General features: G+C 69.9%; 23 protein-coding genes, 1 tRNA gene and 1 riboswitch. Of the genes, 17 read left to right on the plus strand and 7 right to left on the minus strand.

The window, feature by feature from the left end:
• Positions 1–234 precede the first annotated feature (234 nt).
• Entirely contained in the window at positions 235–453 is a 219-nt protein-coding gene (locus ACFXOM_RS29140) for a hypothetical protein (protein WP_385040248.1), read from the minus strand.
• A gap of 159 nt (positions 454–612) precedes the next feature.
• Between ACFXOM_RS29140 and ACFXOM_RS29145 the strand changes: the two genes are divergently transcribed.
• Positions 613–1,191, plus strand: a complete 579-nt coding sequence (locus ACFXOM_RS29145) for a hypothetical protein (RefSeq protein ID WP_385040251.1) — start codon at positions 613–615, stop codon at positions 1,189–1,191.
• Between the two features lie 103 nt (positions 1,192–1,294).
• On the opposite strand, the gene ACFXOM_RS29150 is transcribed toward ACFXOM_RS29145, so the two are convergent.
• A complete protein-coding gene (locus ACFXOM_RS29150; RefSeq protein ID WP_385040254.1) occupies positions 1,295–2,209 on the minus strand; it encodes a class I SAM-dependent methyltransferase in 915 nt (304 codons plus the stop codon).
• A gap of 518 nt (positions 2,210–2,727) precedes the next feature.
• On the opposite strand from ACFXOM_RS29150, the gene ACFXOM_RS29155 reads away from it, so the two are divergent.
• The 3 genes from ACFXOM_RS29155 to ACFXOM_RS29165 all read left to right on the plus strand — a co-directional run bounded on the left by ACFXOM_RS29155 (position 2,728) and on the right by ACFXOM_RS29165 (position 5,032).
• The gene (locus tag ACFXOM_RS29155; protein ID WP_384940144.1) at positions 2,728–3,147 is read left to right on the plus strand and encodes a GtrA family protein; all 420 of its coding nucleotides are present in this window, start codon (positions 2,728–2,730) and stop codon (positions 3,145–3,147) included.
• 217 nt (positions 3,148–3,364) lie between these two features.
• Entirely contained in the window at positions 3,365–4,018 is a 654-nt protein-coding gene (locus ACFXOM_RS29160; protein ID WP_384940143.1) for a SurA N-terminal domain-containing protein, read from the plus strand.
• Between the two features lie 30 nt (positions 4,019–4,048).
• Entirely contained in the window at positions 4,049–5,032 is a 984-nt protein-coding gene (locus ACFXOM_RS29165; protein WP_385040257.1) for a nucleoside triphosphate pyrophosphohydrolase, read from the plus strand.
• A 13-nt stretch (positions 5,033–5,045) separates the two neighbouring features.
• Here ACFXOM_RS29165 and ACFXOM_RS29170 read toward each other — a convergent pair whose 3' ends face one another.
• Positions 5,046–5,675, minus strand: a complete 630-nt coding sequence (locus ACFXOM_RS29170) for a Uma2 family endonuclease (RefSeq protein WP_385040259.1) — start codon at positions 5,673–5,675, stop codon at positions 5,046–5,048.
• 109 nt (positions 5,676–5,784) lie between these two features.
• On the opposite strand from ACFXOM_RS29170, the gene ACFXOM_RS29175 reads away from it, so the two are divergent.
• The 10 genes from ACFXOM_RS29175 to ACFXOM_RS29220 all read left to right on the plus strand — a co-directional run bounded on the left by ACFXOM_RS29175 (position 5,785) and on the right by ACFXOM_RS29220 (position 17,592).
• On the plus strand, positions 5,785–7,041 hold the full coding sequence (locus tag ACFXOM_RS29175; RefSeq protein ID WP_385040262.1) for a cytochrome P450: 1,257 nt from the start codon (positions 5,785–5,787) through the stop codon (positions 7,039–7,041).
• 157 nt (positions 7,042–7,198) lie between these two features.
• Positions 7,199–8,167, plus strand: a complete 969-nt coding sequence (locus ACFXOM_RS29180; RefSeq protein WP_384940135.1) for a transglycosylase family protein — start codon at positions 7,199–7,201, stop codon at positions 8,165–8,167.
• A gap of 256 nt (positions 8,168–8,423) precedes the next feature.
• A riboswitch (cyclic di-AMP (ydaO/yuaA leader) is annotated at positions 8,424–8,619 on the plus strand.
• A gap of 3 nt (positions 8,620–8,622) precedes the next feature.
• Positions 8,623–9,285: a transglycosylase family protein gene (locus ACFXOM_RS29185; RefSeq protein ID WP_384940133.1), complete on the plus strand. Its 663-nt coding sequence runs from the start codon at positions 8,623–8,625 to the stop codon at positions 9,283–9,285.
• Between the two features lie 251 nt (positions 9,286–9,536).
• A complete protein-coding gene (gene eno / locus ACFXOM_RS29190; RefSeq protein ID WP_384940131.1) occupies positions 9,537–10,823 on the plus strand; it encodes a phosphopyruvate hydratase in 1,287 nt (428 codons plus the stop codon).
• Between the two features lie 119 nt (positions 10,824–10,942).
• Positions 10,943–11,416 (plus strand): septum formation initiator family protein, encoded by a 474-nt coding sequence (locus ACFXOM_RS29195; RefSeq protein WP_384940129.1) that lies wholly within the window; start codon positions 10,943–10,945, stop codon positions 11,414–11,416.
• A gap of 57 nt (positions 11,417–11,473) precedes the next feature.
• Positions 11,474–12,022 carry a DUF501 domain-containing protein gene (locus tag ACFXOM_RS29200; RefSeq protein ID WP_384940127.1) on the plus strand — a complete coding sequence of 183 codons (549 nt, stop codon included), beginning with the start codon at positions 11,474–11,476 and terminating at the stop codon, positions 12,020–12,022.
• A complete protein-coding gene (locus ACFXOM_RS29205) occupies positions 12,019–12,933 on the plus strand; it encodes an exopolyphosphatase (protein WP_384940125.1) in 915 nt (304 codons plus the stop codon). The genes ACFXOM_RS29200 and ACFXOM_RS29205 overlap by 4 nt, the downstream gene beginning before the upstream one ends.
• Before the next feature lie 389 nt (positions 12,934–13,322).
• The gene (locus ACFXOM_RS29210) at positions 13,323–14,705 is read left to right on the plus strand and encodes an NAD(P)/FAD-dependent oxidoreductase (RefSeq protein ID WP_384940123.1); all 1,383 of its coding nucleotides are present in this window, start codon (positions 13,323–13,325) and stop codon (positions 14,703–14,705) included.
• 217 nt (positions 14,706–14,922) lie between these two features.
• Positions 14,923–16,230, plus strand: coding sequence for a class I SAM-dependent methyltransferase (locus ACFXOM_RS29215; RefSeq protein WP_384940121.1), 1,308 nt, complete (start codon positions 14,923–14,925; stop codon positions 16,228–16,230).
• Positions 16,231–16,335: 105 nt separating this feature from the next.
• A complete protein-coding gene (locus ACFXOM_RS29220; protein ID WP_384945571.1) occupies positions 16,336–17,592 on the plus strand; it encodes a phospholipase D-like domain-containing protein in 1,257 nt (418 codons plus the stop codon).
• Positions 17,593–17,686: 94 nt separating this feature from the next.
• Here ACFXOM_RS29220 and ACFXOM_RS29225 read toward each other — a convergent pair whose 3' ends face one another.
• Together ACFXOM_RS29225 and ACFXOM_RS29230 are read right to left on the minus strand one after the other, a co-directional pair.
• Entirely contained in the window at positions 17,687–20,221 is a 2,535-nt protein-coding gene (locus tag ACFXOM_RS29225) for an ABC transporter permease (RefSeq protein WP_385040265.1), read from the minus strand.
• 94 nt (positions 20,222–20,315) lie between these two features.
• Positions 20,316–21,086 (minus strand): ABC transporter ATP-binding protein, encoded by a 771-nt coding sequence (locus ACFXOM_RS29230; RefSeq protein WP_384940115.1) that lies wholly within the window; start codon positions 21,084–21,086, stop codon positions 20,316–20,318.
• A gap of 427 nt (positions 21,087–21,513) precedes the next feature.
• Here ACFXOM_RS29230 and ACFXOM_RS29235 point away from each other — a divergent pair.
• Both ACFXOM_RS29235 and ACFXOM_RS29240 read left to right on the plus strand, forming a co-directional pair.
• Positions 21,514–21,595: transfer RNA gene (locus tag ACFXOM_RS29235), tRNA-Leu, on the plus strand.
• An 807-nt stretch (positions 21,596–22,402) separates the two neighbouring features.
• Complete coding sequence (locus ACFXOM_RS29240) at positions 22,403–23,290, plus strand: Bax inhibitor-1/YccA family protein (RefSeq protein WP_384940114.1); 888 nt, start codon at positions 22,403–22,405, stop codon at positions 23,288–23,290.
• An 87-nt stretch (positions 23,291–23,377) separates the two neighbouring features.
• Here the strand turns inward: ACFXOM_RS29240 and ACFXOM_RS29245 are convergent, their stop codons facing one another.
• Positions 23,378–23,608 carry a DUF4287 domain-containing protein gene (locus ACFXOM_RS29245; RefSeq protein WP_384940112.1) on the minus strand — a complete coding sequence of 77 codons (231 nt, stop codon included), beginning with the start codon at positions 23,606–23,608 and terminating at the stop codon, positions 23,378–23,380.
• 99 nt (positions 23,609–23,707) lie between these two features.
• On the opposite strand from ACFXOM_RS29245, the gene ACFXOM_RS29250 reads away from it, so the two are divergent.
• Positions 23,708–24,034, plus strand: coding sequence for a hypothetical protein (locus ACFXOM_RS29250; protein WP_384940110.1), 327 nt, complete (start codon positions 23,708–23,710; stop codon positions 24,032–24,034).
• 2 nt (positions 24,035–24,036) lie between these two features.
• On the opposite strand, the gene ACFXOM_RS29255 is transcribed toward ACFXOM_RS29250, so the two are convergent.
• Positions 24,037–24,903: a hypothetical protein gene (locus ACFXOM_RS29255; protein ID WP_385040268.1), complete on the minus strand. Its 867-nt coding sequence runs from the start codon at positions 24,901–24,903 to the stop codon at positions 24,037–24,039.
• Positions 24,904–25,178: the final 275 nt, after the last annotated feature.

A 25,178-nucleotide genomic window follows, 5' to 3' on the forward strand; every position in this document is an offset into this window, starting at 1 on the left:
ACAAAGGAGAACCCCCGCCGCACGGCGGGGGTTCTCCCTGTTCCGCAAGGACCGTTCGTGGTCCGCCAGCGGCTGAGCATGGCCGGGGTCACGGAGGGCGGGTAGGTGGCGGCGGGCATTACACCGGGCGGAGCCCAAGCCCCACGGCGGACCGGACGGCCGAGATGAACGGGGACCGGAGGCGGCCAAGGCCCCGCCCGTGGTCCTTTCGGCAGGACGGCGAACCTGGTGCGATCAGGTCGCCGACGCCCGCAGGCAGGCCGCCGTGCCGACCTGCCCCATGAGCCTCAGCCGCGACCCGTTCGCGAAGCGCTCGGTCAGGGCCTCGCTCACCCCGGGCCGGGTCTCGTCGCCGTGTCCGTCGAGGCCGACGACCGCACCGTCCGCAGCGCCGTCCTCGGCCCACTCCAGATCCGCGAGGACCGCCCGGACGGACGGATCACCGGCGAGCAAGACCACCCCGCAGCTGCGACCGGCGACCTCATCGCGGATCGTCGGGTCGGCGCAGGTGCCCCGCAGGATGCGCGTCTCGGTCCCCGGGCGGCTGAAGACGGAAAAGCGGGCTCGACGGTGAAGGAGGTCGCAGGCGACCTGGCCGCCAAACCTTGGACCATGGGTGTCCACACGGCCTTAGACAGCCTTGGCGATGTGGTCGTCGTGAGTGGGCCCAAGCTGCGCAAGGATCATCCCGAGTTGTTCGGCCCTTCCTGCCGCCCCGGCCGGATGCGAAGCCGCCCATTTCGCGAAGTAGTGGAACATCGAGGTTTGATCGTGAACATCAGCAGGCGATGGTTCGGTGCTGTCGGCGCAACGGTGACTCTGCTGGCCACGGCGGCTTGCGGCGGGTACACCCCACCGCCTGAAGTCAGTGAGGCACAACCGGTCGGCCGTTGGCATGGCAATTGCGGGGCGACGATTGATCTGAGTGAGGATCACACGTTCGCAGTCAAGGATTTTCCCGTCGACTTCAAGGGGGTAGGCGCCAAGCCGAATCCGGTCACGGGATCGGGTGAATGGGTGCTCATCCGCGCCGTCAGGGACGTCCGGCCGCAGGTGCTGGAACTCCGTCTGCGGGGAAGAATCTATGAGTTGACGCTCGGTGGGAACAAAGAGAGCCGCAAGCTGCTCTGGGAGTCGGGTGATCCTGACTACTCCTACACATGCGAATTTGATGGCACTCCGGTCGAATAGGGAGGACCGGTGCGGACCTGGCGATCGTGGAGGACCCCCTGGTTCGCGGCAGGGCCGGGCCGGCCGGAGGCCACAGCGGCCCGGCCCGCGACCGGAGAAGGGCTCAGCCCGCGCGCAGGAACGCCGTGCGGGCCACCTGGCCCACGAGCGTCAGACGGGACCCGCCCGCGAGGCGTGTGCCCAGTGCCTCCTTCACGCCCGGCCTGCCCTCGTCGCCGTAGTCGTCGAGGACGACCACACCGCCGGGCGCGAGGAGTTCCTCCGCCCATTCCAGATCCGCGAGCACTGCCGCTGGGGAAGGGTCCCCTGACACGACGACGACCCCGTAGCGACGGTCGGAGACCGCCGACCGCACCTCGAGGTCGGTGGACGCGCCGTGCTGGATCCGGGCCTCGGTGCCCGTACGGCCGCCCGCCAGCACCAGGTTGGCCCGTACGACGTCCTCGCGCACCGGAGTTTCCGCCGCGGTTTCGGCGCCTGCCGGCGCGGGCCGCAGCGGCGCGCCCGTCAGCGGGTCGACGACCGTCAACCGCGCCTGGGTACCGACACGGTGCAGTATGCGCAGCAGAGCGGCCGCGAACAGCCCGTGCACCGTGCCGATCTCCAGGACGTCCTCGACCGGCCCGGCGAGCTGCGGGATCGCGGCGAGCTTGCCGCACACGTCCGACGTGGAACCCGCGATCCGGCCGACGCCGAGGGCCTCCAGGGCGACCACCGTCCGGTACGCGACGGTGAGGTCCCGCCGCGCCGTCCCCTCGTCGTCGCCCGTCACGGCGCTCACCTCGCGCACCAGTGTGTCCAGCTGGGTCGCGGTGGGCATCCGGTGGCCGTCCCGCCCCGCGTGGTCGAGCAGCAGTCCGAGCCCGTAGCTCTGCCGCCGCAGATCGGCCACTTCGTGGTGCAGGGCGTCCAGATCGGCCTGGAGGGCGTTCGTGGCGCGCTCCAGACGCTGCTCCACCAGGGTGAACGCCGGGCGCAGCACCCGCTTCGCCAGCCGGTTGCTCAGGAGGGAAGGCATGTCCGGAGACTACGCCGCGGAGCGTGGTCGCGGGACTACGGAGAGGTGCTGCCGGGGTGAAGTCTGGGTGTCCTTCCGTTGACGTGCCGGGTTGCGCCGTGTCGCGCGGTCGCGACTGCCCGTCCGCCCGGTGCGGCGACGACCGCGAAGAGGCTTCTCGCCTGCCACCCGCGACGCCCTGCGGCGGCGTCGTTCGCCTCCGATTCACCGTTCGCTCCCATCACGGTTGGCTCCCATCACGGTTCGCCCCCGTCACCGTTCGCTCCCCGTGATGGAACGCGCAACCCGGCCCGGAGCCACCCGGTTCACGGAGTGGCAACTCCGGGCTGTGCCACACTCCTCGTGACGGCGGTCGCCTTCGCCGGGACGCGGACGGGGCCGGGCACGGCGACGGGCACAAGGTCGCCGCCGCGGCGAGATGGGGCCGCCCGTACGTACCCGGTGGTCGACTGCCGCCGCACGGACCGGGCCGGCGACGACGGCGCGGGGGAGGAGGCCAGGGGGGAGCTCGTCCGAGGATGACCGTTCGGGTGCAGATGGCGCGCTTCGCTCTGGTCGGCGTGGTGAACACCGCGACGTACTACGGCTGTTACCTGCTGCTCCTGCCCCGGATGCCGTATGTCGCGGCGCACGTCGTCGCGTTCCTGCTCAGCATGACCGGGTCGTTCTTCCTCAACTCGTACTTCACCTACCGGACCCGCCCGACCTGGCGGAAGTTCCTGCTCTTCCCGCTCACCAACGCCGCGAACTTCGTGATCACCACCTGCGGTGTCTACGTGCTGGTGGACGTCCTTCGCTTCGGCAGCCGGTACGCGCCGCTCGTGGCGGCCGCGGCGGCCGTCCCGATCACCTTCGCGCTCTCCCGCACGATCATGCTGCGCCCGGAGCCGCTGCGGCCGGAACGCGAGCGGGCCGACCCGGTCACCGTCCGTCCGTGAGCATCCCTCGCTGCATCGGCGCAGAAGGGCAGCACCTCAGGTGCCCCCGATCGTTGACCGAATCAGTGGCACGGAAGGAGTGGCCCCGGCCGCACCGACTGCCTACCATCGATCACCGCAAGGTCTGTGTGCGCCCGCCCGTCACCCGACCGCCAGCCCCGGTCGAGGCGGTGCGTGCCGCACAACTGATCTCACCACCGCACGCCGGGAGGCCCCTTTGCACCGCCGCCGTCGTACCGCGCTCGTCCTCTCCGCCGCGCTCGTCGCCGCGGCCCCCCTGCTTGCCGCCTGCGGCAGCGACGCCCACCCGGGCGCGGCGGCCGTCGTCGGCGGCGAGCGGATCGAGGTGTCCTCGGTCCAGTCCCAGGTGAAGGACGTCCGCGCGGCCCAAGCGGCGTCCCCCGAGTCCGCCCAGCTGATCAAGAACACCGGCCAGCTGACCCGGGCCAAGCTGCACGGAATGATCTTCGACCGGATTCTGGAGCGGGCCGCGGAGGACGCCGGTGTCAGCGCGTCCCGGGCGGAGGTCCAGGACGCCCGCAAGGCCGCCGTACAGCAGGCGGGAGGAGAGGAGCAGCTCGCCGCGATGCTCCTCCAGCAGCGGGGCATCGCCCCGGACCAGATCGACCAGGCGGTCCACGCGGACGTCCTGCTGACGAAGCTGTCGACGTCGCTCGGCGCGGACCTCGGCACGCCGCAGGGCCAGGAGAAGGTCGGCGCCGCGCTGAGGGCCGCGGCGAAGGACCTCCACATCGACGTGAACCCGCGCTACGGCACCTGGGACGACAAGAAGATCCAGCTCGGCGCCTACCAGGCGCCGTGGATCACCCAGGTCACCGAGGAGCCCGGGGCCGTCCAGGGCGGAGCCTGACCGTCGCGCCGGGGGACGTAAGGTCGAGGCGTGAACGCTGAAGCACCCGTCGAGCCCGGCCGCATCGTCCTGCTCACCGCGAGCCACCGCGTGGCGCCGGGCCTGCTGTCCTGGCCCGCGTGGCAGACGTTGCACGCCGCGGACCGGGTGCTGTGCGCCGACGGCACCCATCCGCAGCTGCCCTACCTGCGCGAGGCGGGCGTGGGCGTCGAGATCGCGTCCCCCACCGCGCAGGAACTCGTCGACGCGACCGCCGGGGCGAGGACCGTGGTGGTCCTGGCGGGCGGTGAGGGCGACCGGGCGCTCACCGACGGGCTGGCCCGCATGGCCGGCTCCGGCCGGGTGCAGATGCCCGACCTGGAGCTGCTCCCCGGCGCGTACGACCTGCCCGGTGCGCGCCTGCTCGACCTCGTGCAGGTCATGGACCGGATCCGCCGGGAGTGCCCCTGGTCCTCCCGGCAGACCCACAAGGGCCTCGCCAAGTACGGCATCGAGGAGGCGTACGAACTCGTCGAGGCCATCGAGGACGGAGACCGGGACGAGCTGCGCGAGGAGCTCGGGGACGTGCTGCTTCAAGTGGTCTTCCACGCGCGCATCGCGCAGGAGGGCCGTGCGGAGGACGGTGAGGAGCCGTTCTCGATCGACGACGTCGCCGGCACGATCGTCGACAAGCTCATCCACCGCCATCCGCACGTCTTCGGCGACGAGCACGCCGAGACCCCGGAGGACGTCAGGGCCCACTGGCTGCGCACCAAGGCGGTGGAGAAACAGCGTGATTCGGTGACGGACGGCGTTCCGCTGGGGCAGCCCGGTCTGGCACTCGCCGCCAAGCTGGCGAGCCGGGTGCGCACGGCGGGGTTGGAGGTGGCGGTGCCCGAAGGCGGCGGCATCGGTGAGGAGCTGCTCGCCCTGGCCGTGCGGGCGGAGGCCGAGGGGCATGACCCGGAAGCCGCCCTGCGGGCCGCTGCCCGCGCCTACCGCGATGCGATCCGCGACGCGGAGGCCGCCGGCTGACAGGCGGGGTACGTCAGTCCCGGGCGTCCCGCCGCCGGTCGACCGCGGTCAGGTCGATTTCGACGGGGAAGGGGACGTCCACCTTCAGCCGGTGGTGGTGGATGCCCGTGACGGCGTAGCTGCCGGTGGCGGGGTCGAGCTCGGAGACGTACACGACGGGCAGATGGTCGCTCTTCTCCACCCGCCAGAAATGGCGGATGCCGGCCGCGGCGTACTTGCGGGGCTTGACCTCGCGGACGCGCTGCAGGGATTCGTCGGAAATGATCTCGACGGCGAGCAGGACGTCGCCCGGGTCGTACCAGGTCTGCTCCGCGCCGTTGAGGGCATCTTCACGAACGATCATGAGATCGGGCTCCGGCCGGTCACGCTCGCCGAGCTTGGTCGTCATCTCCCGGATGACGAAGACATGGTCCGGCGCCTGCTGCACCAGTGCGTTCTCCAGCAGGCGCAGCGCGGCCATATGGAAGAAGGTCTGCGGACTCACGAAGAACAGTCCTCCGTCGATCAGCTCGGTGTGCGGCGGGAGTCCCGGAATCCGGTCGAGGTCGTCCGCCGTCCACCCACCGGCCGGCGGCACCGGAAAGACGTACTGCTCTCCCCGCTCGTCCTGGTTCCCCCACCGGTCTTCGGCTGCGGCACTCATCAGCGCTCCCATGCGACGGAGTCCGGCGCGTACCGTCAGCGTACCCAGCAGGAACGCTCCGACGTCCGCCCATCGGGTGAGCCTCCGGTCCGCGGGATACCGTCGACCCATGCACGCCCAGCCGCCCGCCGTCCCCGAGGCTCCCGAACTCTTCACCTGGGAGTTCGCCACCGACCCGTACCCCGCGTACGCCTGGCTCCGCGAGCACTCCCCGGTGCACCGGACGAAGCTCCCCAGCGGCGTCGAGGCGTGGCTCGTGACGCGGTACGCGGATGCGCGGCAGGCGCTCGCGGACCAGCGGCTGAGCAAGAACCCGGCGCACCACGACGAGCCCGCGCACGCGAAGGGCAAGACGGGGATCCCGGGTGAGCGCAAGGCCGAGTTGATGACGCACCTGTTGAACATCGACCCGCCCGACCACACGCGGCTGCGCCGTCTCGTGTCCAAGGCGTTCACTCCCCGCCGGGTTGCCGAATTCGCGCCGCGCGTACAGCAGCTGACGGATCGTCTCATCGACGGCTTCGCAAAGAAGGGGAGCGCGGACCTCATCCACGAGTTCGCCTTCCCGCTCCCCATCTACGCCATCTGCGACATGCTCGGCGTACCGCGCGAGGACCAGGACGACTTCCGTGACTGGGCGGGGATGATGATCCGTCACGGTGGGGGGCCGCGGGGCGGGGTGGCCCGGTCGGTGAAGAAGATGCGCGGCTATCTGGCGGAGTTGATCCACCGTAAGCGCGAGGCCCCGGGGGACGACCTCATCTCGGGTCTCATCAAGGCGTCCGACCACGGCGAGCACCTCACCGAGAACGAGGCCGCGGCCATGGCCTTCATCCTCCTCTTCGCCGGGTTCGAGACGACGGTCAATCTGATCGGGAACGGTACGTACGCGCTGCTGCGCAACCCGGAGCAGCGGGCGCGGTTGCAGGCGTCGGTCGCGGCCGGCGAGACCGGGCTGCTCGCCACGGGCGTCGAGGAGCTGCTCCGCTACGACGGACCGGTCGAGCTCGCCACCTGGCGCTTCGCGACCGAGCCGCTCACCCTCGGCGGGCAGGAGATCGCCCCCGGTGACCCGGTGCTCGTCGTCCTCGCCGCCGCCGACCGCGATCCGGAGCGCTTCCCTGATCCCGACGTGCTCGACCTCTCCCGTCGGGACAACCAGCACCTGGGCTACGGGCACGGCATCCACTACTGCCTCGGCGCGCCCCTCGCACGACTGGAGGGGCAGACGGCGTTGGCGACCCTACTGGCACGTATGCCCGACTTGCGGCTTGCGGTCGATCCTTCCGAATTGCGGTGGCGTGGGGGGCTCATCATGCGTGGATTGCGCACTCTGCCCGTTGAGTTCACCCCCGTCGACAGCTGACGCACCATCAAGATCGTGACTTTGACGTGATCTTTACTGCACCGACTTGTGACTGAACGGCGAATGCGGCTACGTTCACCCCCACTCGCGGCCCTCGTAGATCCGATCGAATCTGAGGGGCTGCGGGTTCTCTGTTGTCACACGGAAGGCGCACCGCATGCTCTCCGGGAACGGTCGACACCGCCGCCCCCGTCAGGCTCCCGCTCTCGTCGTCGCGGCAGGGGTGACCGGATCGGCCATCGCCATCCCGTTGCTGGGTGCGGGTGCGGCCTCCGCCGCCGACTCCGCCACCTGGGACCGTGTGGCCGACTGCGAGAGCGGCGGGGAGTGGAGCGCCGACTTCGGCAACGGCTACTACGGCGGCCTGCAGCTCACGCAGGAGACGTGGGAGGTCTACGGCGGTACGGCGTACGCCCCGCGTCCCGACCTCGCCAGCCGGGCGCAGCAGATCGCGGTCGCCGAGATGGTGCTCGCGGCGCAGGGGCCCTCGGCCTGGTCGAACTGTGCGGTGATCACCGGACTCGGGTCCTCCGCCTCCATGGCGGGGAGCGGTTCCGCCTCCGCCGCGCAGGGCGCTGCAGAGAGTCCGTCGTTCGGTGACGGTGCGGACGAGGCCCCGGAGACGGGTGCCGACGCCTCGTCGCCGTCCTCCGCCCCGTCCGGGTCGGGTGCCTCGGCCGAGTCGTCACAGAAGCCGGCGAGCCCTTCCTCCGCACCATCCGCCGCGGGAGGTTCCGCGAGCGACTCCGACGGGGTGTCGGACGCGGACGACGAGGGCGGCCCCGGTGTGGACTCCGGTGCGGGGGCTGCCGCCGAGGGTGGTGCCGGCAAGCATCGAGGTACTCCCGCCGAGGAAGACGAGGCGGTCAATTCGGGCAATGAGCGAGATTCCGGTCGTCATGCCTCACGGGATGACGTACCGACACGGGACGCCGTCACGACCGAAGGTGAGTACACCGTCCGTCCCGGTGACAGCCTCTCGAACATTGCGGACGCGCACCACGTGCCCGGCGGCTGGTCGGCCCTGTACAGCGCCAACGAAGAGGTCGTCGGGGCTGACCCCGATCTCATCCTGCCTGGCCAGAGTCTCGATCTGGCCACGGGCGACGACCAGTTGGCGAAGTAGTTCGCGGGGTTATGTCCGTTCTGTGCAAGTGAGACAAGAGTCTCTTCCGGTCAACTGGCGCCTCTAAGCAGTCAAGTCCGGCCAACAGCCCTCTCACCTGCGAAAACGGACATCTCACTCCGTCAGATATGGGTGATTTCTCCCCGATGTTCTTCTTTGAACATCGGGGAGAGCTGTGTCTACGGTCTGAACCGCTCGCCACTGCGGGCCCCGACGACCGCACGCCGAATCCTGCCGGCGGCCGCCGGGAACAGTCGTCGCGCAAGCGCCGTAGGCAGGAGCGGGGGACCCAAGGTAAGTGCCGGGCCCGGCCGTTGACGGGAGTCCAGGGGGCTCCGCCGTCGGAGGTCGGGGACGGCTCGGGGTGAAGCCGCGCGTCCGGGGACGCGAGGCCGGGCAGCTCCCACGCCCGAACCCGACAGCTCACCTCGCAGGCGTCGGTGAGGAGAAGTTCCATGCTGCTTTCCGGCAAGGGCACGCACCGCCGCCCGTCCGCCATCCACCGGACCACCGCCCGAATCGCCGCGATGGCCGGTGTCACCGGTGCCGCCATCGCCGCGCCGCTCGTGGTGGCCGGCACCGCCAGCGCCGCCACCGCCTCCGAGTGGGACGCCGTCGCCCAGTGCGAGTCCGGCGGCAACTGGTCGATCAACACCGGCAACGGTTTCTACGGGGGCCTGCAGTTCTCCGCCTCCACCTGGGCCGCGTACGGCGGTACGGCCTACGCCCCGACCGCCGACAAGGCGTCGAAGGCGCAGCAGATCGCGGTCGCCGAGAAGGTGCTGGCCGGGCAGGGCAAGGGGGCCTGGCCGAACTGCGGCGTGGGCCTGTCCAGCGCCCCGTACGCGGCCGCCGCCCCGGCCCCGAAGCGTGCCGAGGCCCCCACGACCCGCTCCGTGCGTCCCGCCGCCCCGGTGAAGGCGGCCAAGCCCGCCGCCCCGACCAAGGTCGTGAAGAAGGGCGACGGTGAGTACGAGGTCAAGGCCGGCGACACCCTGAGCAAGATCGCTAAGGCGGAGAAGGTCGAGGGCGGCTGGAAGAAGCTCTTCGACCTGAACAAGAACATCCTGGACGACGCGAACATCATCTTCCCGGGCCAGCTGCTGCACCTGAGCTGACCCGCGCCGACCGAGCCGGGCCGCCCGGCCCCGGCCCGGTCCCCCGATCGCCCCGGCCCGGCGTGTTTTCCCCCGTACACGCCGGGCCGGGGCTTCTTCCTGTTCCGTCCGCTTTTTCGTCCCAGGGGGCGGGCACCGGCTGGCTGACGCGGCCGGTCCGGATAGGCTCATGTCGCAAGGCCCAAGCGACCCTGCGCTGACGCCGCCCCGCTGGCGTCACCATCAGCGACACATCCCAGAAGGAGATGCTCGTGCCGTCCATCGACGTCGTCGTAGCCCGGGAAATCCTGGACTCCCGAGGCAACCCCACGGTCGAGGTCGAGGTTGGCCTCGACGACGGCAGCACCGGCCGTGCTGCCGTTCCGTCCGGTGCGTCCACCGGCGCGTTCGAAGCCCTCGAGCTCCGCGACGGTGACCAGAACCGCTACCAGGGCAAGGGTGTCGAGAAGGCCGTCCTCGCCGTCATCGAGCAGATCGGCCCGGAGCTCGTCGGGTACGACGCCACCGAGCAGCGCCTGATCGACCAGGCGATGTTCGACCTGGACGCGACCCCGGACAAGTCCTCCCTCGGCGCCAACGCGATCCTCGGCGTCTCCCTGGCCGTCGCGCACGCCGCCTCCGAGGCCTCCGACCTCCCGCTCTTCCGCTACTTGGGCGGCCCGAACGCGCACCTCCTGCCCGTTCCGATGATGAACATCCTGAACGGCGGCTCGCACGCCGACTCCAACGTGGACATCCAGGAGTTCATGATCGCTCCCATCGGCGCGGAGTCCTTCTCCGAGGCGCTGCGCTGGGGCACCGAGGTCTACCACACCCTGAAGAAGGTCCTGAAGGACAAGGGCCTGTCGACGGGCCTCGGCGACGAGGGCGGCTTCGCCCCGAACCTGGGCTCCAACCGCGAGGCCCTCGACCTCATCCTCGAAGCCGTCAAGCAGGCCGGCTACGCGCCGGGCAAGGACATCGCCCTGGCGCTCGACGTCGCCGCCTCGGAGTTCTACAAGGACGGCTCCTACGAGTTCGAGGGCAAGTCCCGCTCGGCCACCGAGATGACCGAGTACTACGAGGAGCTGGTCGCCGCCTACCCGCTCGTCTCCATCGAGGACCCGCTCTTCGAGGACGACTGGGACGGTTGGAAGACCATCACCGAGAAGCTGGGCACCAAGGTGCAGCTGGTCGGCGACGACCTGTTCGTCACCAACCCGGAGCGCCTCGCCCGGGGCATCGACGACGGTGCGGCCAACGCACTGCTCGTCAAGGTCAACCAGATCGGTTCGCTGACCGAGACCCTGGACGCCGTCGAGCTGGCCCAGCGCAACGGCTTCAAGTGCATGATGTCCCACCGTTCCGGTGAGACGGAGGACGTCACCATCGCCGACCTGGCCGTCGCCACCAACTGCGGCCAGATCAAGACCGGCGCCCCGGCCCGCTCCGAGCGCGTCGCCAAGTACAACCAGCTGCTGCGCATCGAGGAGATCCTCGACGACGCCGCGGTGTACGCGGGCCGCTCCGCGTTCCCGCGGTTCCGCTTCGAGGGCTGAGCCGCCACCCGGTAGCTGATCGGGCGCTGCGCCGCAGTTGCGGACGTCCCCGGCCGCGGTCCCGTACCGTGTCCGGGGACGTCCGCGCGTAGGAAGCGTAGGAAGAGGGGAGGCGGACCATGGCCGGCAAGGACCGCGACCGGTTCTCCACCGCGACCAGGCTGCGGCTGCTCGGCGAACAGACCGCCGCCCGCGTCTACCGCTCGCAGGCACGCCGGCAGGTCCGCCGCTCCCGGCTCACCGGGCGGGCGGCCTTCCTCGCCCTGGTGGTCTGCTCGATGATCGTCGCACTCGCGTACCCGATGCGGCAGTACGTGTCGCAGCGCAACGAGATCGCCGAGCAGCAGCGGCTCGCGGCGGCGGCCCGCGAGCGCGTGGAGCGGCTGCGCGACGAGAAGGCGCGGCTCCAGGACGACGCGTACGTCATGCGGTTGGCCCGCGAGCACCTGCACATGGTCATGCCGGGCGAGACCGGCTACACCGTGGTCGGCCCCCGCACGGCCGGGGAACGCCACGTCGACGACAGCATCAAGGGCCGCCCCTGGTACACGAACGTCTGGTACGGCGTGGATCACGCCGACGCACGCCGCTGAGCCGGCCGCACCAGCCCACGAACCAACGACGAGACAGACGAAGAGACGTACGCATACATGGACACGCCCCCTCCGACCACCGAGCACACTCCGCCCACCGAGGCGGACGTCGCCGCGTTCCAGCAGCAGCTCGGCCGCCCGCCGCGCGGTCTGCGGGCGATCGCCCACCGGTGCCCGTGCGGACAGCCGGACGTGGTCGAGACGGCCCCCCGGCTGGACGACGGTACGCCCTTCCCGACGCTGTACTACCTGACCTGCCCCCGTGCCGCCTCGGCCATCGGCACGCTGGAGGCGAACGGCGTCATGAAGGAGATGAGCGAGCGACTGGCGGCCGATCCCGAGCTGGCCGCTGCCTACCGCGCCGCGCACGAGGACTACATCGCCCGGAGGGATGCCGTCGAGGAGCTGAAGGGCTTCCCCAGCGCGGGCGGCATGCCGGACCGGGTGAAGTGCCTGCACGTCCTGGTCGGCCACTCGCTGGCGGCGGGCCCCGGCGTGAACCCCCTCGGCGACGAAGCGATCGCGATGCTCCCCGAGTGGTGGGCGAAGGGACCCTGCGTGAGCCCGGAGCCCTGCACGGACCGCGGTACGGAGGCCGCCGGATGACGCGCGTCGCCGCCGTCGACTGCGGCACGAACTCGATCCGTCTGCTCGTCGCGGACGTCGACCCGGCGACCGGCAAACTGACCGAGCTGGACCGGCTGATGACCATCGTGCGGCTCGGTCAGGGGGTCGACCGCACGGGCCGGCTCGCCCCCGAGGCGCTGGAGCGGACCTTCGCCGCGTGTCGCCGCTACGCGGAGGTCATCGCGGCGCACGGTGCCGAGAAGATCCGCTTCGTGGCCACGTCCGCCTCGCGCGACGCGGAGAACCGCGACGACTTCGTGCGCGGCGTCGTCGACATCCTCGGTGTGGAGCCGGAGGTGATCAGCGGGGACCAGGAGGCCGAGTTCTCCTTCACCGGTGCCACCAAGGAACTGCCCGGGTACGAGGAGCGCCTCGTCGTGGACATCGGGGGCGGTTCGACCGAGTTCGTCATCGGACGTGCGCACGTGGAGTCGGCCCGGTCCGTGGACATCGGCTGCGTCCGGCTGACGGAGCGCCACGTCCGCAGCGATCCGCCGGCTCCGCAGGAGGTGGCCGCGATACGGGCCGACGTCGCGGCGGCACTGGACCTCGCCGAGCAGACCGTGCCGATCCGGGAGGCGAACACCCTCGTGGGGCTGGCCGGATCGGTGACCACGGTGGCCGCTATCGCGCTGGGGCTCGATGCGTACGATTCCGATGCCATCCACCAGTGCCGGATCTCCCGCGACCAGGTCGCGCAGGTCACCGAGCGGCTGCTCCGCTCGACGCACGACGGGCGGGCCGCGATCCCGGTGATCCACCCGGGCCGGGTGGACGTCATCGGCGCTGGCGCGCTGGTGCTGCTGGAGATCATGGACCGCACGGGGATTCCCGAGGTGGTCGTATCGGAGCACGACATCCTCGACGGGATCGCGTGGTCCATCGTCTGACGCGCTCCGGGGGCCGTTTCCAGCCGTTCGGAGCGGCCCCGCGGAGGAAACTTCGTGAAGTTCTTCACAAGGAAAAAGGTCCGGTCGGCCGTCGAAAGTGCCCCCTGGGGCCCCTTGAGGCCTCATTTTCTGCCCGGGATGGCTTCCGCACCCCCACACTGCCAGGTATCCGGCGTGTTTCCGGGGCGTGAAGGCGACCGCCCTCCACCGTTCCGGATAGGGCCGTGGGGCCTGCTCAGGAGGCCTTGACAACGTTCTCCGTTACATGGCGGTTCCCGGCGTGCGCCATGACCTCGGTCACGTGGGCGGCGGAGTGTAGCAGAGGGTTCCCACGTGCTTGTGAAGGGGCTCACGAGCGACCCCAACTAGGGGGGTGGATACTCGATGGCATGAGCACCACGGAGCGTCCCAGGATCCTCGTAGTAGGCGGTGGGTACGTAGGCCTGTACGCAGCTCGTCGCATCCTCAAGAAGATGCGGTACGGCGAGGCGACCGTCACGGTCGTCGACCCGCGGTCGTACATGACCTACCAGCCCTTCCTTCCCGAAGCAGCTGCCGGCAGCATCTCGCCGCGGCACGTCGTCGTCCCACTGCGACGCGTGCTGCCCAAGGCCGAGGTGCTCACCGGCCGTGTCACCACCATCGACCAGGACCGCAAGGTCGCCACGATCGCGCCGCTCGTCGGCGAGGCCTACGAGCTGCCGTTCGACTACCTGGTCATCGCGCTCGGCGCCGTCTCGCGCACCTTCCCGATCCCCGGCCTCGCCGAGCAGGGCATCGGCATGAAGGGCATCGAGGAGGCCATAGGTCTGCGCAACCACGTCCTCGAGCAGTTGGACAAGGCCGACTCGACGACGGACGAGGAGGTCCGCCGGAAGGCGCTGACCTTCGTCTTCGTGGGCGGCGGATTCGCCGGTGCGGAGACCATCGGCGAGGTCGAGGACCTGGCGCGCGACGCGGCCAAGTACTACAAGAGCGTCAAGCGCGAGGACATGCGCTTCGTCCTCGTCGACGCCGCGGACAAGATCCTCCCCGAGGTCGGACCGAAGCTCGGCCAGTACGGCAAGGAGCACCTCGAGGGTCGGGGCATCGAGATCTACCTCAACACCTCGATGGACTCCTGCGTCGACGGCCACGTGGTGCTGAAGAACGGCCTCGAGGTCGACTCCAACACCATCGTGTGGACCGCGGGCGTGAAGCCGAACCCGGCGCTTGCCCGTTTCGGCCTGCCGCTCGGCCCGCGCGGTCACGTGGACACCCAGCCGACCCTCCAGGTCCAGGGCACCGACTACATCTGGGCCGCCGGCGACAACGCCCAGGTGCCGGACATCGCCTCGCGCAAGGCCGGTGTCGAGAACGCCTGGTGCCCGCCGAACGCCCAGCACGCGCTGCGCCAGTCCCGGGTCCTCGGCGACAACGTCATCTCCAGCCTGCGGGGCTTCCCGCAGAAGGAGTACAGCCACGCCAACAAGGGTGCGGTCGCCGGTCTCGGCCTGCACAAGGGCGTTGCGATGATCGTCATGGGCAAGATGAAGATCAAGCTCAAGGGCCGGCTGGCCTGGTACATGCACCGTAGCTACCACGGTCTGGCCATGCCGACCTGGAACCGCAAGATCCGCGTCTTCGCCGACTGGACCCTGGCCATGTTCCTCAAGCGCGAGGTCGTGTCCCTCGGTGCGATCGAGTCGCCCCGCGAGGAGTTCTACGAGGCCGCCAAGCCGGCCCCCGCTCCGGCCGCCGCCGCCGCGCCGGAGAAGGCCAAGGCTTCCTAGCCCTCAGCCGTGAGACCCGAAGGGGTCGCCCGCCATCCGTGGTGCGGGCGGCCCCTTCGGCGTGCCCGGTCGGGCCGGTGTGGCTGATCGAGCCGAAAGGTGGTCAGAACATCTAAATTGCCGTCCATTTGCACGCTCAGGGGACTGCTTCGGGACGCCGAGGGTGTTTACGTGGTGTTGGGCATTTCCGGAAACGGACATCACGGAGGTGTGCGCCATGGCCGATGCCGCTTCGCGGCTCACCACTCTCGCCGAAGAACTGCTGGGGGCGCCGCCCCCCATCCGCATCCGAGCCTGGGACGGTAGCGAGTCGGGACCTGCCGACGCCCCGGTCCTCGTCGTCCGGCACCGGCGCGCCCTGCGCAGGGTGCTCTGGAAGCCGGGTGAACTCGGCCTGGCCCGGAGCTGGGTGGCCGGGGAGATCGACGTCGACGGCGATCTCTACGAGGCCCTCGACCGGCTCGCCGGGTTGATCTGGGAGAAGCCGGCGGCCGGTACCGGTGGGCGTTCGCTGCTCGACCCGGGACTGCGCGCCGCAGCCCGTGCGCTGCTGGAGCTCGCCGGCCCCAGGGTCTGGCTGCCGCCGCCCCCGCCGGTCGAGGAGGTCCGCAGGCGCCGTGGCCCGCTGCACACCAGGCAGCGGGACCGGCAGGCCATCAGCCACCACTACGACGTGGGCAACGACTTCTACGCGCAGGTGCTCGGTCCGTCCATGGTCTACTCGTGCGCTTACTGGACGGACGGCGGAACCCTGGAGGACGCCCAGCGGGACAAGCTCGATCTGGTGTGCCGCAAGCTCGCACTGGGGGAGGGCGACCGGCTGCTGGACGTGGGATGCGGCTGGGGTTCCATGGCGATGCACGCGGCCCGGGAGTTCGGCGCCCAGGTCACCGGCATCACCCTGTCCCGCGAGCAGGCCGCGTACGCCCGCAAGCGGATCGCCGAGGAGGGGCTGACCGACCGCATCGAGATCCGCGTCCAGGACTACCGGGACGTCAGGGACGGCCCGTTCGACGCGATTTCGTCCATCGGCATGGCCGAGCACGTCGGCTCCGTCCGCTACCGGGAGTACGCCGATGACCTGCACGCCCTGCTGGTGCCGGGCGGCCGGCTGCTGAACCACCAGATCGCCCGCCGCCCCGAGGAGGACGAAGCGGCCTACCACGTGGACGACTTCATCGACGCCTACGTGTTCCCGGACGGGGAGCTGGCGCCGCTCGGCAGGACGGTGTCGATCCTGGAGGAGGCGGGATTCGAGGTCAGGGACGTCGAGTCCATCCGCGAGCACTACGCGCGCACCCTGCGTGCCTGGGTGGCGAACCTGGAGGCGGACTGGGGGGAGGCGGTGCGGCGCACCTCACCTGGTCGTGCCCGTGTGTGGCGGCTCTACATGGCTGCGTCTGCCCTGGCCTTCGAGCGCAACCGGATCGGTGTCAACCAGGTCCTCGCCGTGAAGCCCCGTCAGTCGGGCGACTCGGGGATGCCCCTGCGGGCCCGCAAGTGGAGTGAGCAGCCACGGCGTTGATACCTTCGGACGGAACCCGGGCGGGCGGAATGTGCACCTGCGCATTCCGCCCCCTCCGATGTTTTCGATTGTCATGGATCTGCCAGTCCAAGGGGGGACCCACACGTGCACCGCCGTACCTCGTGGCTGCTCGGCGCCACCGCCGCAGCCGGTCTGCTGACCGCGCTGCTGCCCACCGGAGCCGTTGCCGGCACCGCCTCGCAGGCACAGTCGGCGCCCGTCGCGGGGCCGACCGCCACGTTCAACGACCCGGCCGGTGACACCGCCGCCCAGAGTCGGATCCGCGACCACATCATCGGCCTCATCGACGGCGCGGCCCCCGGCAGCACCATCTCGGTGTCGATGTACTCGTTCACCGAGAACCCGGTCACCGACGCCCTGGTGGCAGCCAAGAGCCGTGGCGTCCACGTCAGGGTCGTCATCGACCACACCTCCTCGACGATGACGGGAGGCGAGTACACCCGGCTGGCCGCCGGGCTCGGCACCGACCGCACCCAGTCGTCCTGGGTCCTGCTCTGCCCGGCGGGCCGCGGCTGCCTCGGCACGCGGGTGCTGCCGGGCGACGACGGCGCGATCAACCACAACAAGTTCTTCCTGTTCTCGTCGACCGGCGGGACGGACGACGTCGTCGTCCAGGCCTCGGCCAACATGACGAACCTCCAGCGCACCGACCTGTTCAACAACGCCGTGACGATCCCCGACGCCGGACTGTACGACAACTACCAGGCGTACTTCGCCGATCTCGTGAAGTACGGCGCCTCCGCCTCGGGCCTGGACCACTACTACAAGACCCCGATCAGCGCGACCGACCCGGCGTACAAGGCGTACTTCTTCCCCCGCAGGGAGACCGCCGGCACCACCTACAAGACCGACCCGGCGACGGACACGGTCAAGCTGATCCTCGACAAGGTCGACTGCAAGGCGCACTCCGAGGTGCGGATGGCAGCCAACCTCTTCTACCGTGACCAGATCGCGAGCAAGCTGGTTTCGATGGTGAACGCGGGCTGCTCCGTCATCCTGGCGGCGGACGGCAATCCGAACGGCGGGGGCACCGGTACTCCGTCGATGGGCAAGACCGTGGAAGGCATCGTCTCCGGCAAGCTCACCCAGCGGGTGGAGTGCTGGGAGAACCCTCCCGCCGGTCGTACGGCGAAGATCGGGCTCCACTCCAAGTACCTGCTCGTGAACGGCACGTACAACGGCGCCGCGGGCAAGAAGATCGTCTGGACCGGCAGCCACAACTACTCGTGGCAGGCGCTGCGTGCCAACGACGAGACGCTGCTGAAGATCGACAACGCGGCCGTCTACGACCAGTTCAAGGCCAACCACGTGACGCTGATGAGCTACTGCGCGGGTAGCTGACGCGGCGCCAGCGCCGCGCGCGGACGCAGGCGAGAGGGCAGGGCCCCGGGAGCGGGGGCCCTGCCCTCTCGTCGTCAGTGCGTCCTGGGGGCGGTCACTCGGCCTTGATGGCGTTGAGCATGTTCAGCTTGGCCGCGCTGCGGGCCGGCCAGAGGGCGGCCAGCACACCGACGATGCCGGCGAGCAGCAGGAAGAGGCCGATCCGGTCCCACGGGACGACCATCGAGTAGCCGGGGATCGAGTCCTTCACCGTCTGGCTGACCGCCCACCCGAGGAACGTGCCCATGGCCGCGCCGACCACGGCGCCGAAGACCGAGATGACCACGGCCTCCAGGCGGATCATGCGCTTGACGCGGCGGCGGTCCAGACCGATTGCTCGCAGCATCCCGATCTCCTGCTGGCGCTCGAAGACCGACATGGCGAGCGTGTTGACCACGCCGAGCACCGCGATGATCAGAGCCATGGCCAGCAGGCCGTACGCGATGTTCAGCAGCACATTGATCATCCCGCCGAACTCGTCCTGGATGTCCTTCTTGTCCATCACTCGAATGGCCGGGTTCTGGCCGAGGGCGTCGACCAGGGCCTGCTCGTTGGCGGTGCTCTCACCGCCGTCCATCTTGACGTAGATCTGTGGGATGTAGGCGCGGGTCTCGTGGGCGTTCAGCAGTGAGACGGGAGCCACGACGGTGGAGACCACATCGTTCGGTTCGTACGTCGCACCGATGGTGAGCTTGCCCGTCTTGCCGTCGCTGAACTTCACCGGCAGGGTGTCGCCGGTCTTCCACCCCTTGTCCTTGGCCGTGTCCTGGTCGACGGCGATCCGGCCCTGGCCGAGCGTGGACAGCGAACCGTCGAGCACCTTGAGGTTCAGCACGCGCTCGACGTCACCGGGAACCACACCGGAGACCGACCGGTCCACGCCGCCCAGCTCGAAGTACGACGACTGCTGCGGCGAGACGGCGGTGGCTCCCTTGGCCTTCTTCACCGCTGCCAGCGCGGACTGGTCCAGGCTCATGCCCTGGGCCGCCATCTGGACCATGTAGTCGGCCTTGACGTTGTCCGTGATCGTCCGGTCGAGTGCCTGGCCGACCGAGATGCCGAGCACCGACATCCCGGTGACCAGGGTCAGGCCGATGGCGAGTGCCGAGGCGGTGGCACCGGTGCGGCGCGGGTTGCGGACGGCGTTCTGGCCGGCGAGCTTGCCCGCCACCCCGAACCCTCCGACGAGCAGCGGCCGTACGAGGGCGATGACCGGCCGGGACAGCAGCGGGATCAGGACGATCAGGCCGACCAGCGCGAGGAAGGCACCGCCCGCGATGATCATCTTGCCGTCCTTGCCGACGGCAGCGCCCCAGAGGATCCCCGCCGAGCCGGCGAGGGCGATGGCCGCACCGACGGTGTTGCGCACGACCAGTGACTTGGTCGTCGCCACCGCGTGCACGCTGCTCATCGCGGCGACCGGCGGGATCTTCGCCGCACGACGGCCCGGCAAGTAAGCGGCGACCACGGTGACCACCACGCCCACGACCAGGCCCGAGAGGATCGCGGTCGGGGAGACGACCAGCGGCCCGCCGGGGATCTTCAGGTCGAAGGCGTTCATGCCCGAGCGCAGCCCGACGGCGAGGCCGAGGCCCAGCGCGAGGCCGATCGCTGAGGCGATGGCGCCGACCACCAGGGCCTCGAGCAGCACCGAGCGGGTGATCTGGCGGCGCGAGGCACCGACGGCGCGCATGAGCGCGAGCTCCTTGGTGCGCTGCGCGACCAGCATCGAGAAGGTGTTGGAAATCAGGAAGACCCCGACGAAGAGCGCGACCCCGGCGGCGTAGAGCAGCAACTGCTTGAGTCCGCTGAGACCTGCGTCGATCTGCTTGGCCTCTTCCTCAGCGAGGACCGCGCCGGTCTTGGCCTCGGCGTCCTTGGGGACGAGCGGCTTGACCTGGTCGAGGATCTTCTCGGCGGAGGCGCCCGGCTTGGCGGCGATGGTGACGTCGGTGAAGAAGCCCGGCTTGAGGTAGAGCTTCTGGGCGACCTCGGTGTCGAACAGGACGAGGCTGCCGCCCGCGCTGACAGAGCCGTCGTCGGTGGTGAAGACGCCGGAGAGGGTGTACTTCTTCACCGGGCCGTTGGTGGCGACGCGCACGGTGTCACCGACCTCGTACTTGCCCTTGGCCGCCGTGTCCTTGTCGAGCGCGATCTCGTCGTTCTCTGTCGGGCCCGAACCGGTGACGAGGGTGTAGCGGTCGTCCTTGCCGTTCTCGCCCGGGTAGTAGTTGGAGCCCTTGTTGGACCAGCCGTTGCCGATGAGCTTGCCGTTCGGGTCGGCGACCCCCGCGAAGCCGTCCACGCGGGCGCCGACGGAAGCGACCCCGTCGAGCTTGCCGATCCTCTCGACCGTCTGGGCCGAGATGCCGGGGTCCTGCTTGCTGCTGCCGTCCATCGCGCCGTACGTCGTGACGGCGACGGCGATCTTGTCGTAGCCCTTGGCGGTCTGGTTGCGGAAGGCGTTCGAAAGGGTGTCGGAGAAGACCAGGGTGCCGGAGACGAACGCCACGCCGAGCATCACGGCGAGCACGGTCATCAGCAGCCTGGCCTTGTGCGCGAGCACGTTGCGCAAGGCGGTTCGGAACATGGTGGGTGTCAGTCCTGTGGAGTGGGGCCGGGAGGGCGGTCGGGGCCGGGCTTCGGGTGTCCGGCCTCGGGGCGGGGTCAGCTGCCCGATGCGGTCAGCTGGTGCGGCCCTTGGCGTCGAAGGCCTTCATGCGGTCCAGCACGCCGTCGGCGGTCGGGCTGAGCATCTCGTCGACGATCCGGCCGTCGGCGAGGAAGATGACGCGGTCCGCGTACGACGCCGCCACCGGGTCGTGGGTCACCATGACCACCGTCTGGCCCAGTTCCCGCACCGAGTTGCGCAGGAAACCGAGGACCTCGGCGCCCGAGCGCGAGTCGAGGTTCCCGGTCGGTTCGTCACCGAAGATGATCGCGGGCTGTGAGGCGAGCGCGCGGGCGACGGCCACGCGCTGCTGCTGACCGCCGGACAGCTGGGCCGGCCGGTGGCCGAGCCGACCGGACAGCCCCACCATGTCGATGACCTGCTGCAGCCACTGCTTGTCGGGCCTGCGTCCGGCGATGTCCATCGGGAGGGTGATGTTTTCCAGCGCCGTGAGCGTCGGCAGCAGGTTGAACGCCTGGAAGATGAAGCCGATCTTGTCCCTGCGCAGCTGTGTGAGCTGCTTGTCCTTGAGCGAGCCGAGCTCGGTGTCCCCGATCTGCACGGAGCCGCTGCTGAAGCTGTCCAGGCCGGCGACGCAATGCATGAGCGTCGACTTGCCGGAGCCGGAGGGACCCATGATGGCGGTGAATTCGCCCTGCTGGAAGTTGACGGAGACGCGGTCGAGGGCGACCACCTGGGTCTCACCCACTCCGTAGACCTTCGACAGGTCCGTGGCGCGGGCGGCCACCGCGGTGGTCCGGGTGGCGGTGGGCATGGTGGTCACGGTGACGACTCTCCTGTCGCAGCGTTCGTTCGGGGACCACACCATCGTGTCGCTCGTTCCCGTGCCCGATCGTCCGTCCCGGTGCCCGTTCCTGAGGCCCTCTTTGGTCTGACGGGCGGGCCCGGCCGTCCTCCTCTGGTATGACGCCGTCCCCGGGGGATCAGCGGCAGGCCGTCCCTCGCCGTTCCTCGCGGGGAGCTCAGTCCTCCCCCGGGGGGCCGTCGCGTACACGGACGGCGACTTTCCGTCATTCCGGAGCGCGGGTCGGGGTGGCCGTGGGGCGAGTCAGGACTTGTGCAAACTGCCCTTTAGGCGTGCTGATGCACCCTCAGATGTCAATAAAATAAGACAACATCGCGCTGCCGTTCGGCTGTTCGGGGGAGCTGCACCGATAGGCTCATGGGCGAAACGCGGAGCCGCGTACCCAGCCCGGATGGTGGAATGCAGACACGGCGAGCTTAAACCTCGCTGGCCTTCGGGCCGTGCCGGTTCGAGTCCGGCTCCGGGCACACGTACGGATCCCGACACCGGCGCAAATCGTTGAATGCTTGAACGCCTGTTCCCCTCATATTTTCTCTGGGTTCGGCGGTGATTGATTTCAGAGAAGCACCGGAATGCACTCTCGCGGAACGGACTTGGCCGACATGTCTCCTCTCCGCGGTCCGGACCTCCCCGCCGTCATCGTCGAGATATTCCGTTGGGGCACCCGGTTCACCACCGCCGACGGGCCCGACGACGCCGGACTGCGTGCTCCCTCCCGGGCGCCGGGCCGGACCCGCGGACATCCTGCGGCCCGCGTGGCCCGCAGCGCCGACTCCTCCGTACGGCTGCTCGACCTCGACCGCACGGGAGCCGCCGTACCGCACGCCGGGGCCGGGGCGCTCACCCGTAGGGGACGAGGAGGCCGGCGCGACGCCGTCCCCGCCGCAGTGCGTCGCAACTCCCGAGGCCGGCGGGCTCACACATGCGCCGCGCTGACCTCCCTGTCGTCCGGGTCGAGGCCATCGACCCCGCCGGGCCGAACGCGCACCGGCGGCGGGCCGGTGCGCTGTGACTGCGGTCACGCGCTGCTCGGTCGTTCGGCGGTCGTTCGGCGGCGCCTGCCTCCGCAGCCGGGCGTCCGGTGCCCGACCCGCCCGGGTGGCTCACGCCCCGTCCGCGGGACGGGGTCGGTTCCCGGTGGGCATCGGCCCGCCCGAGCGGGCGTGTTCCCTGTCACGATCCAGGAAAGATCCTCCCTCAGCACTAGGCGGTTCTCTTTGCCCTCGCATTACTCTTAACCCCAAGGCTGCGCAGGGCGGCCATGGAGGAGTGAGATGAGGAGCAGTAACCCGGTCTTCTCGCGACGGGGGTTCAGCCGCGACAACGGCTACGCGGGCTTCAACGCGGCGCAGCAGGCCGGGGGCCCGGGGGTCGGAACCAACCCGTACGCCCAAGGCACCGGCAACCCCTACGCGACCAACCCCTACGCCCCCGCGGACGGCTCCCTGGGCGCCCCGCCGCAGGCCCCGGCACGCGGCAACGTGATGACGATGGACGACGTCGTGGCGCGCACCGCCATGACGCTCGGCACGGTCGTGTTCACCGCGATCCTGTCGTGGGTCCTGCTGCCCGTCGACCCGGCCAACCTCGGCAAGTCGTACGGCATCGGCATCGGCGCTGCCCTGGTGGCGATGGTGCTCGGACTCGTCCAGTCGTTCAAGCGCAAGCCGTCCCCCGCGCTGATCCTCGCCTACGCCGCGTTCGAGGGTGTCTTCCTCGGCGTCATCTCCAGCGTCGTCTCCACGTACATCGCGGACGGCGTGGTGGCCCAAGCCGTGCTCGGCACGATGGCGGTGTTCGCCGGCGTGCTGTTCGCGTACAAGATGGGCTGGATCCGCGTCACGCGTCGCTTCTACGGCTTCGTGATGGCGGCCGCGATCGGCTTCATGCTGCTGATGGCCGTGAACCTGCTGTTCATGGTCTTCGGCGGCGGTGACGGCCTCGGCTTCCGCAGTGGCGGGCTCGGCATCGTCTTCGGCATCATCGGCATCATCCTGGGTGCCTGCTTCCTCGCCTTGGACTTCAAGCAGGTCGAGGACGGCATCACCTACGGTGCTCCGCGTGAGGAGTCCTGGCTGGCGGCCTTCGGCCTCACCATGACCCTGGTGTGGATCTACCTGGAGATGCTGCGTCTGCTGTCGATCCTGCAGGGCGACGACTGACCGCAGTAGCGGTGCAGAACGCACGAAGGGCCCGTCCGGCTTCGCCGGACGGGCCCTTCGCCGTTGGTTCTCGACGTGCACGACGTGTCAGAGGAGCTTCCGCGCAGCCCGCCTCAGGTCGTACTCATGAATGATCGCCTTCGCGTGTCCGTACGCGAGGTTGTGCTCGCTGCGGAGCCAGCTGACCTTCTCCTCGAAGCGGAAGAGGGAGGGGCCTTCATCTACGGTGCGCAGCCAGTCGGCCACTTCGCGACCGGTGCAGTGAGGGATGCGGGAGAGCAGATTGCGGTGGGTCTCTTCGGAGAAGACGTGGGACATCGGCGCCTCCGGACGCATTGCGCGTGTGGTCCTTCACGTCACGGTGCCTGAGTGTTCGCGTATTGGCAACAGTCCCGTACCGGCGCATAGGGTCGCGGTGTGCTTGATACGACACCTCTGACGGTGGCCGTCGAACGCTTCGCCGACCGGCTGCGGGCCGCCCCGCAGAGCCGGCTCCAGCGCGGAGCGGCGGCCGAAGGACTCGCGCTGGCCAGGGAGTTGGCGGTACGCGCCCAGCGGATCGAGGCCCCTGGCGAGGAGCCGAGGATCATGCCGGACGCGGGCGTGTTCGCGGTCGCGGACCAATTGGGGGTCGCGGGCAGGGACTTGGCCGAAGCCCTGCGGCGCGCGGAATCGGCCCCGCCCGAGCTGCTGGGCGAGGCCGTGGCACTCGTCGAGGGCGCGGCGCGACGCGCCCGCTTGTGACCTCAGAGGGATGCGATGACGCGGTCCGCGAGGATGTAGACGTTCTCGCTGCCGCAGGAGAACGTCAGGGCGTACGCCCCGGAGACTCCCGAGCCGCCCATCAGGACGGGTGCCTCACCGCCGCGCAGCGACTCGGCGAGCCGCTCGGCGGTCTCCCGGTGGCCGGGCGTCATGCAGAGCGTCGTGCCGTCCGCGAAGACGTACACGTCGAGAGTGCCGAGCGGGCCCGGACGTACGTCGGTCAGGGCGACGGCGTTCTCCGCGAGCTCCTCCAGACGGGACACGGTGCGCTCGTGGTCGGTGACGACCGGCGTCTGGACCGGGACGAAGTCGGGGTGCGAGGGGTGGCGGCGGCGCGCCGCGGCCAGCTCGGGGGAGTCTTCGGCGAACTCGGTGGGGGGATCGGCGAGCTCCGCCAGCTCGTCGAGCGCCTCGGCAGCCTCGGCCGCCTCCAGGTTCAGCGCCTCCAGGCCGGCGAAGTCGGCTTGGCGGGGAAAGTAGAGCGGGTGGTCCTCGATCGGGCCCGCCAGGCCGCCCAGCAGCGAGATCGACGGGTCCGCGGCCAAGTGTGGGGCGTCGGCAGCGTCGCGTGCCTCCTGCGCCGCCCAGAAGGCGCGAGCTTCGGCCAGCTCGCGCTCGCGCTCCTCCGCCAGGGCCTCGGCCACGGCGGCGCGTATCTCACTGGCCGGTGCGGTGCGGGCGTGCGGGACGGAACCGAAGGGGCCGCTGTCCTGGCGGCTCGTTTCGGACAGCTCCGCACGCAGGGCGGTGACCTGCTTGCGCAGCCCGCGTGTCGTGTGCAGGGCAGCGGCCCCCACGACCGTCGCGGCGGTCGTGGTCAGCAGCAGGGCGAGGGACATGGCGCTCACTGACGTACTCCCGGTTTCGCTGGCTTTCCCGACTTACTACATCAGCTTGGCGTGGGGCGACGCCCGGTGTCAGTGCATTACGTCACGAAATGGACAGGACTTTGGGGTGGATGTTTAACGCACGGACCCCGCTGAGCTGCAGAAACGTTCCTCCCTTAGGGGAAAGGTCACATCCTGGGGGAGATTCGGTCACGGCTGGGATGCGCTGCGGTTGGGAAAGCCCTTTCTGCGGGAGGGGCGCAGGTTCCCATCCACCCGGAAAAGCCCTGTTCAAG

Origin of the sequence: Streptomyces sp. NPDC059169 (assembly GCF_042755225.1) — a bacterium.
Classification (GTDB): Bacteria; Actinomycetota; Actinomycetes; order Streptomycetales; family Streptomycetaceae; genus Streptomyces.

Bases quoted from the DNA above. Each gene is read 5' to 3' on its own strand.
- ACFXOM_RS29150 (WP_385040254.1), bottom strand. From the start codon at position 2,209: ATGCCTTCCCTCCTGAGCAACCGGCTGGCGAAGCGGGTGCTGCGCCCG.
- ACFXOM_RS29155 (WP_384940144.1), top strand. From the start codon at position 2,728: ATGACCGTTCGGGTGCAGATGGCGCGCTTCGCTCTGGTCGGCGTGGTG.
- ACFXOM_RS29145 (WP_385040251.1), top strand. From the start codon at position 613: ATGGGTGTCCACACGGCCTTAGACAGCCTTGGCGATGTGGTCGTCGTG.
- ACFXOM_RS29185 (WP_384940133.1), top strand. From the start codon at position 8,623: ATGCTGCTTTCCGGCAAGGGCACGCACCGCCGCCCGTCCGCCATCCAC.
- ACFXOM_RS29200 (WP_384940127.1), top strand. From the start codon at position 11,474: ATGGACACGCCCCCTCCGACCACCGAGCACACTCCGCCCACCGAGGCG.
- ACFXOM_RS29210 (WP_384940123.1), top strand. From the start codon at position 13,323: ATGAGCACCACGGAGCGTCCCAGGATCCTCGTAGTAGGCGGTGGGTAC.
- ACFXOM_RS29180 (WP_384940135.1), top strand. From the start codon at position 7,199: ATGCTCTCCGGGAACGGTCGACACCGCCGCCCCCGTCAGGCTCCCGCT.
- ACFXOM_RS29240 (WP_384940114.1), top strand. From the start codon at position 22,403: ATGAGGAGCAGTAACCCGGTCTTCTCGCGACGGGGGTTCAGCCGCGAC.
- ACFXOM_RS29245 (WP_384940112.1), bottom strand. From the start codon at position 23,608: ATGTCCCACGTCTTCTCCGAAGAGACCCACCGCAATCTGCTCTCCCGC.
- ACFXOM_RS29175 (WP_385040262.1), top strand. From the start codon at position 5,785: ATGCACGCCCAGCCGCCCGCCGTCCCCGAGGCTCCCGAACTCTTCACC.
- ACFXOM_RS29205 (WP_384940125.1), top strand. From the start codon at position 12,019: ATGACGCGCGTCGCCGCCGTCGACTGCGGCACGAACTCGATCCGTCTG.
- ACFXOM_RS29215 (WP_384940121.1), top strand. From the start codon at position 14,923: ATGGCCGATGCCGCTTCGCGGCTCACCACTCTCGCCGAAGAACTGCTG.
- ACFXOM_RS29225 (WP_385040265.1), bottom strand. From the start codon at position 20,221: ATGTTCCGAACCGCCTTGCGCAACGTGCTCGCGCACAAGGCCAGGCTG.
- ACFXOM_RS29195 (WP_384940129.1), top strand. From the start codon at position 10,943: ATGGCCGGCAAGGACCGCGACCGGTTCTCCACCGCGACCAGGCTGCGG.
- ACFXOM_RS29170 (WP_385040259.1), bottom strand. From the start codon at position 5,675: ATGAGTGCCGCAGCCGAAGACCGGTGGGGGAACCAGGACGAGCGGGGA.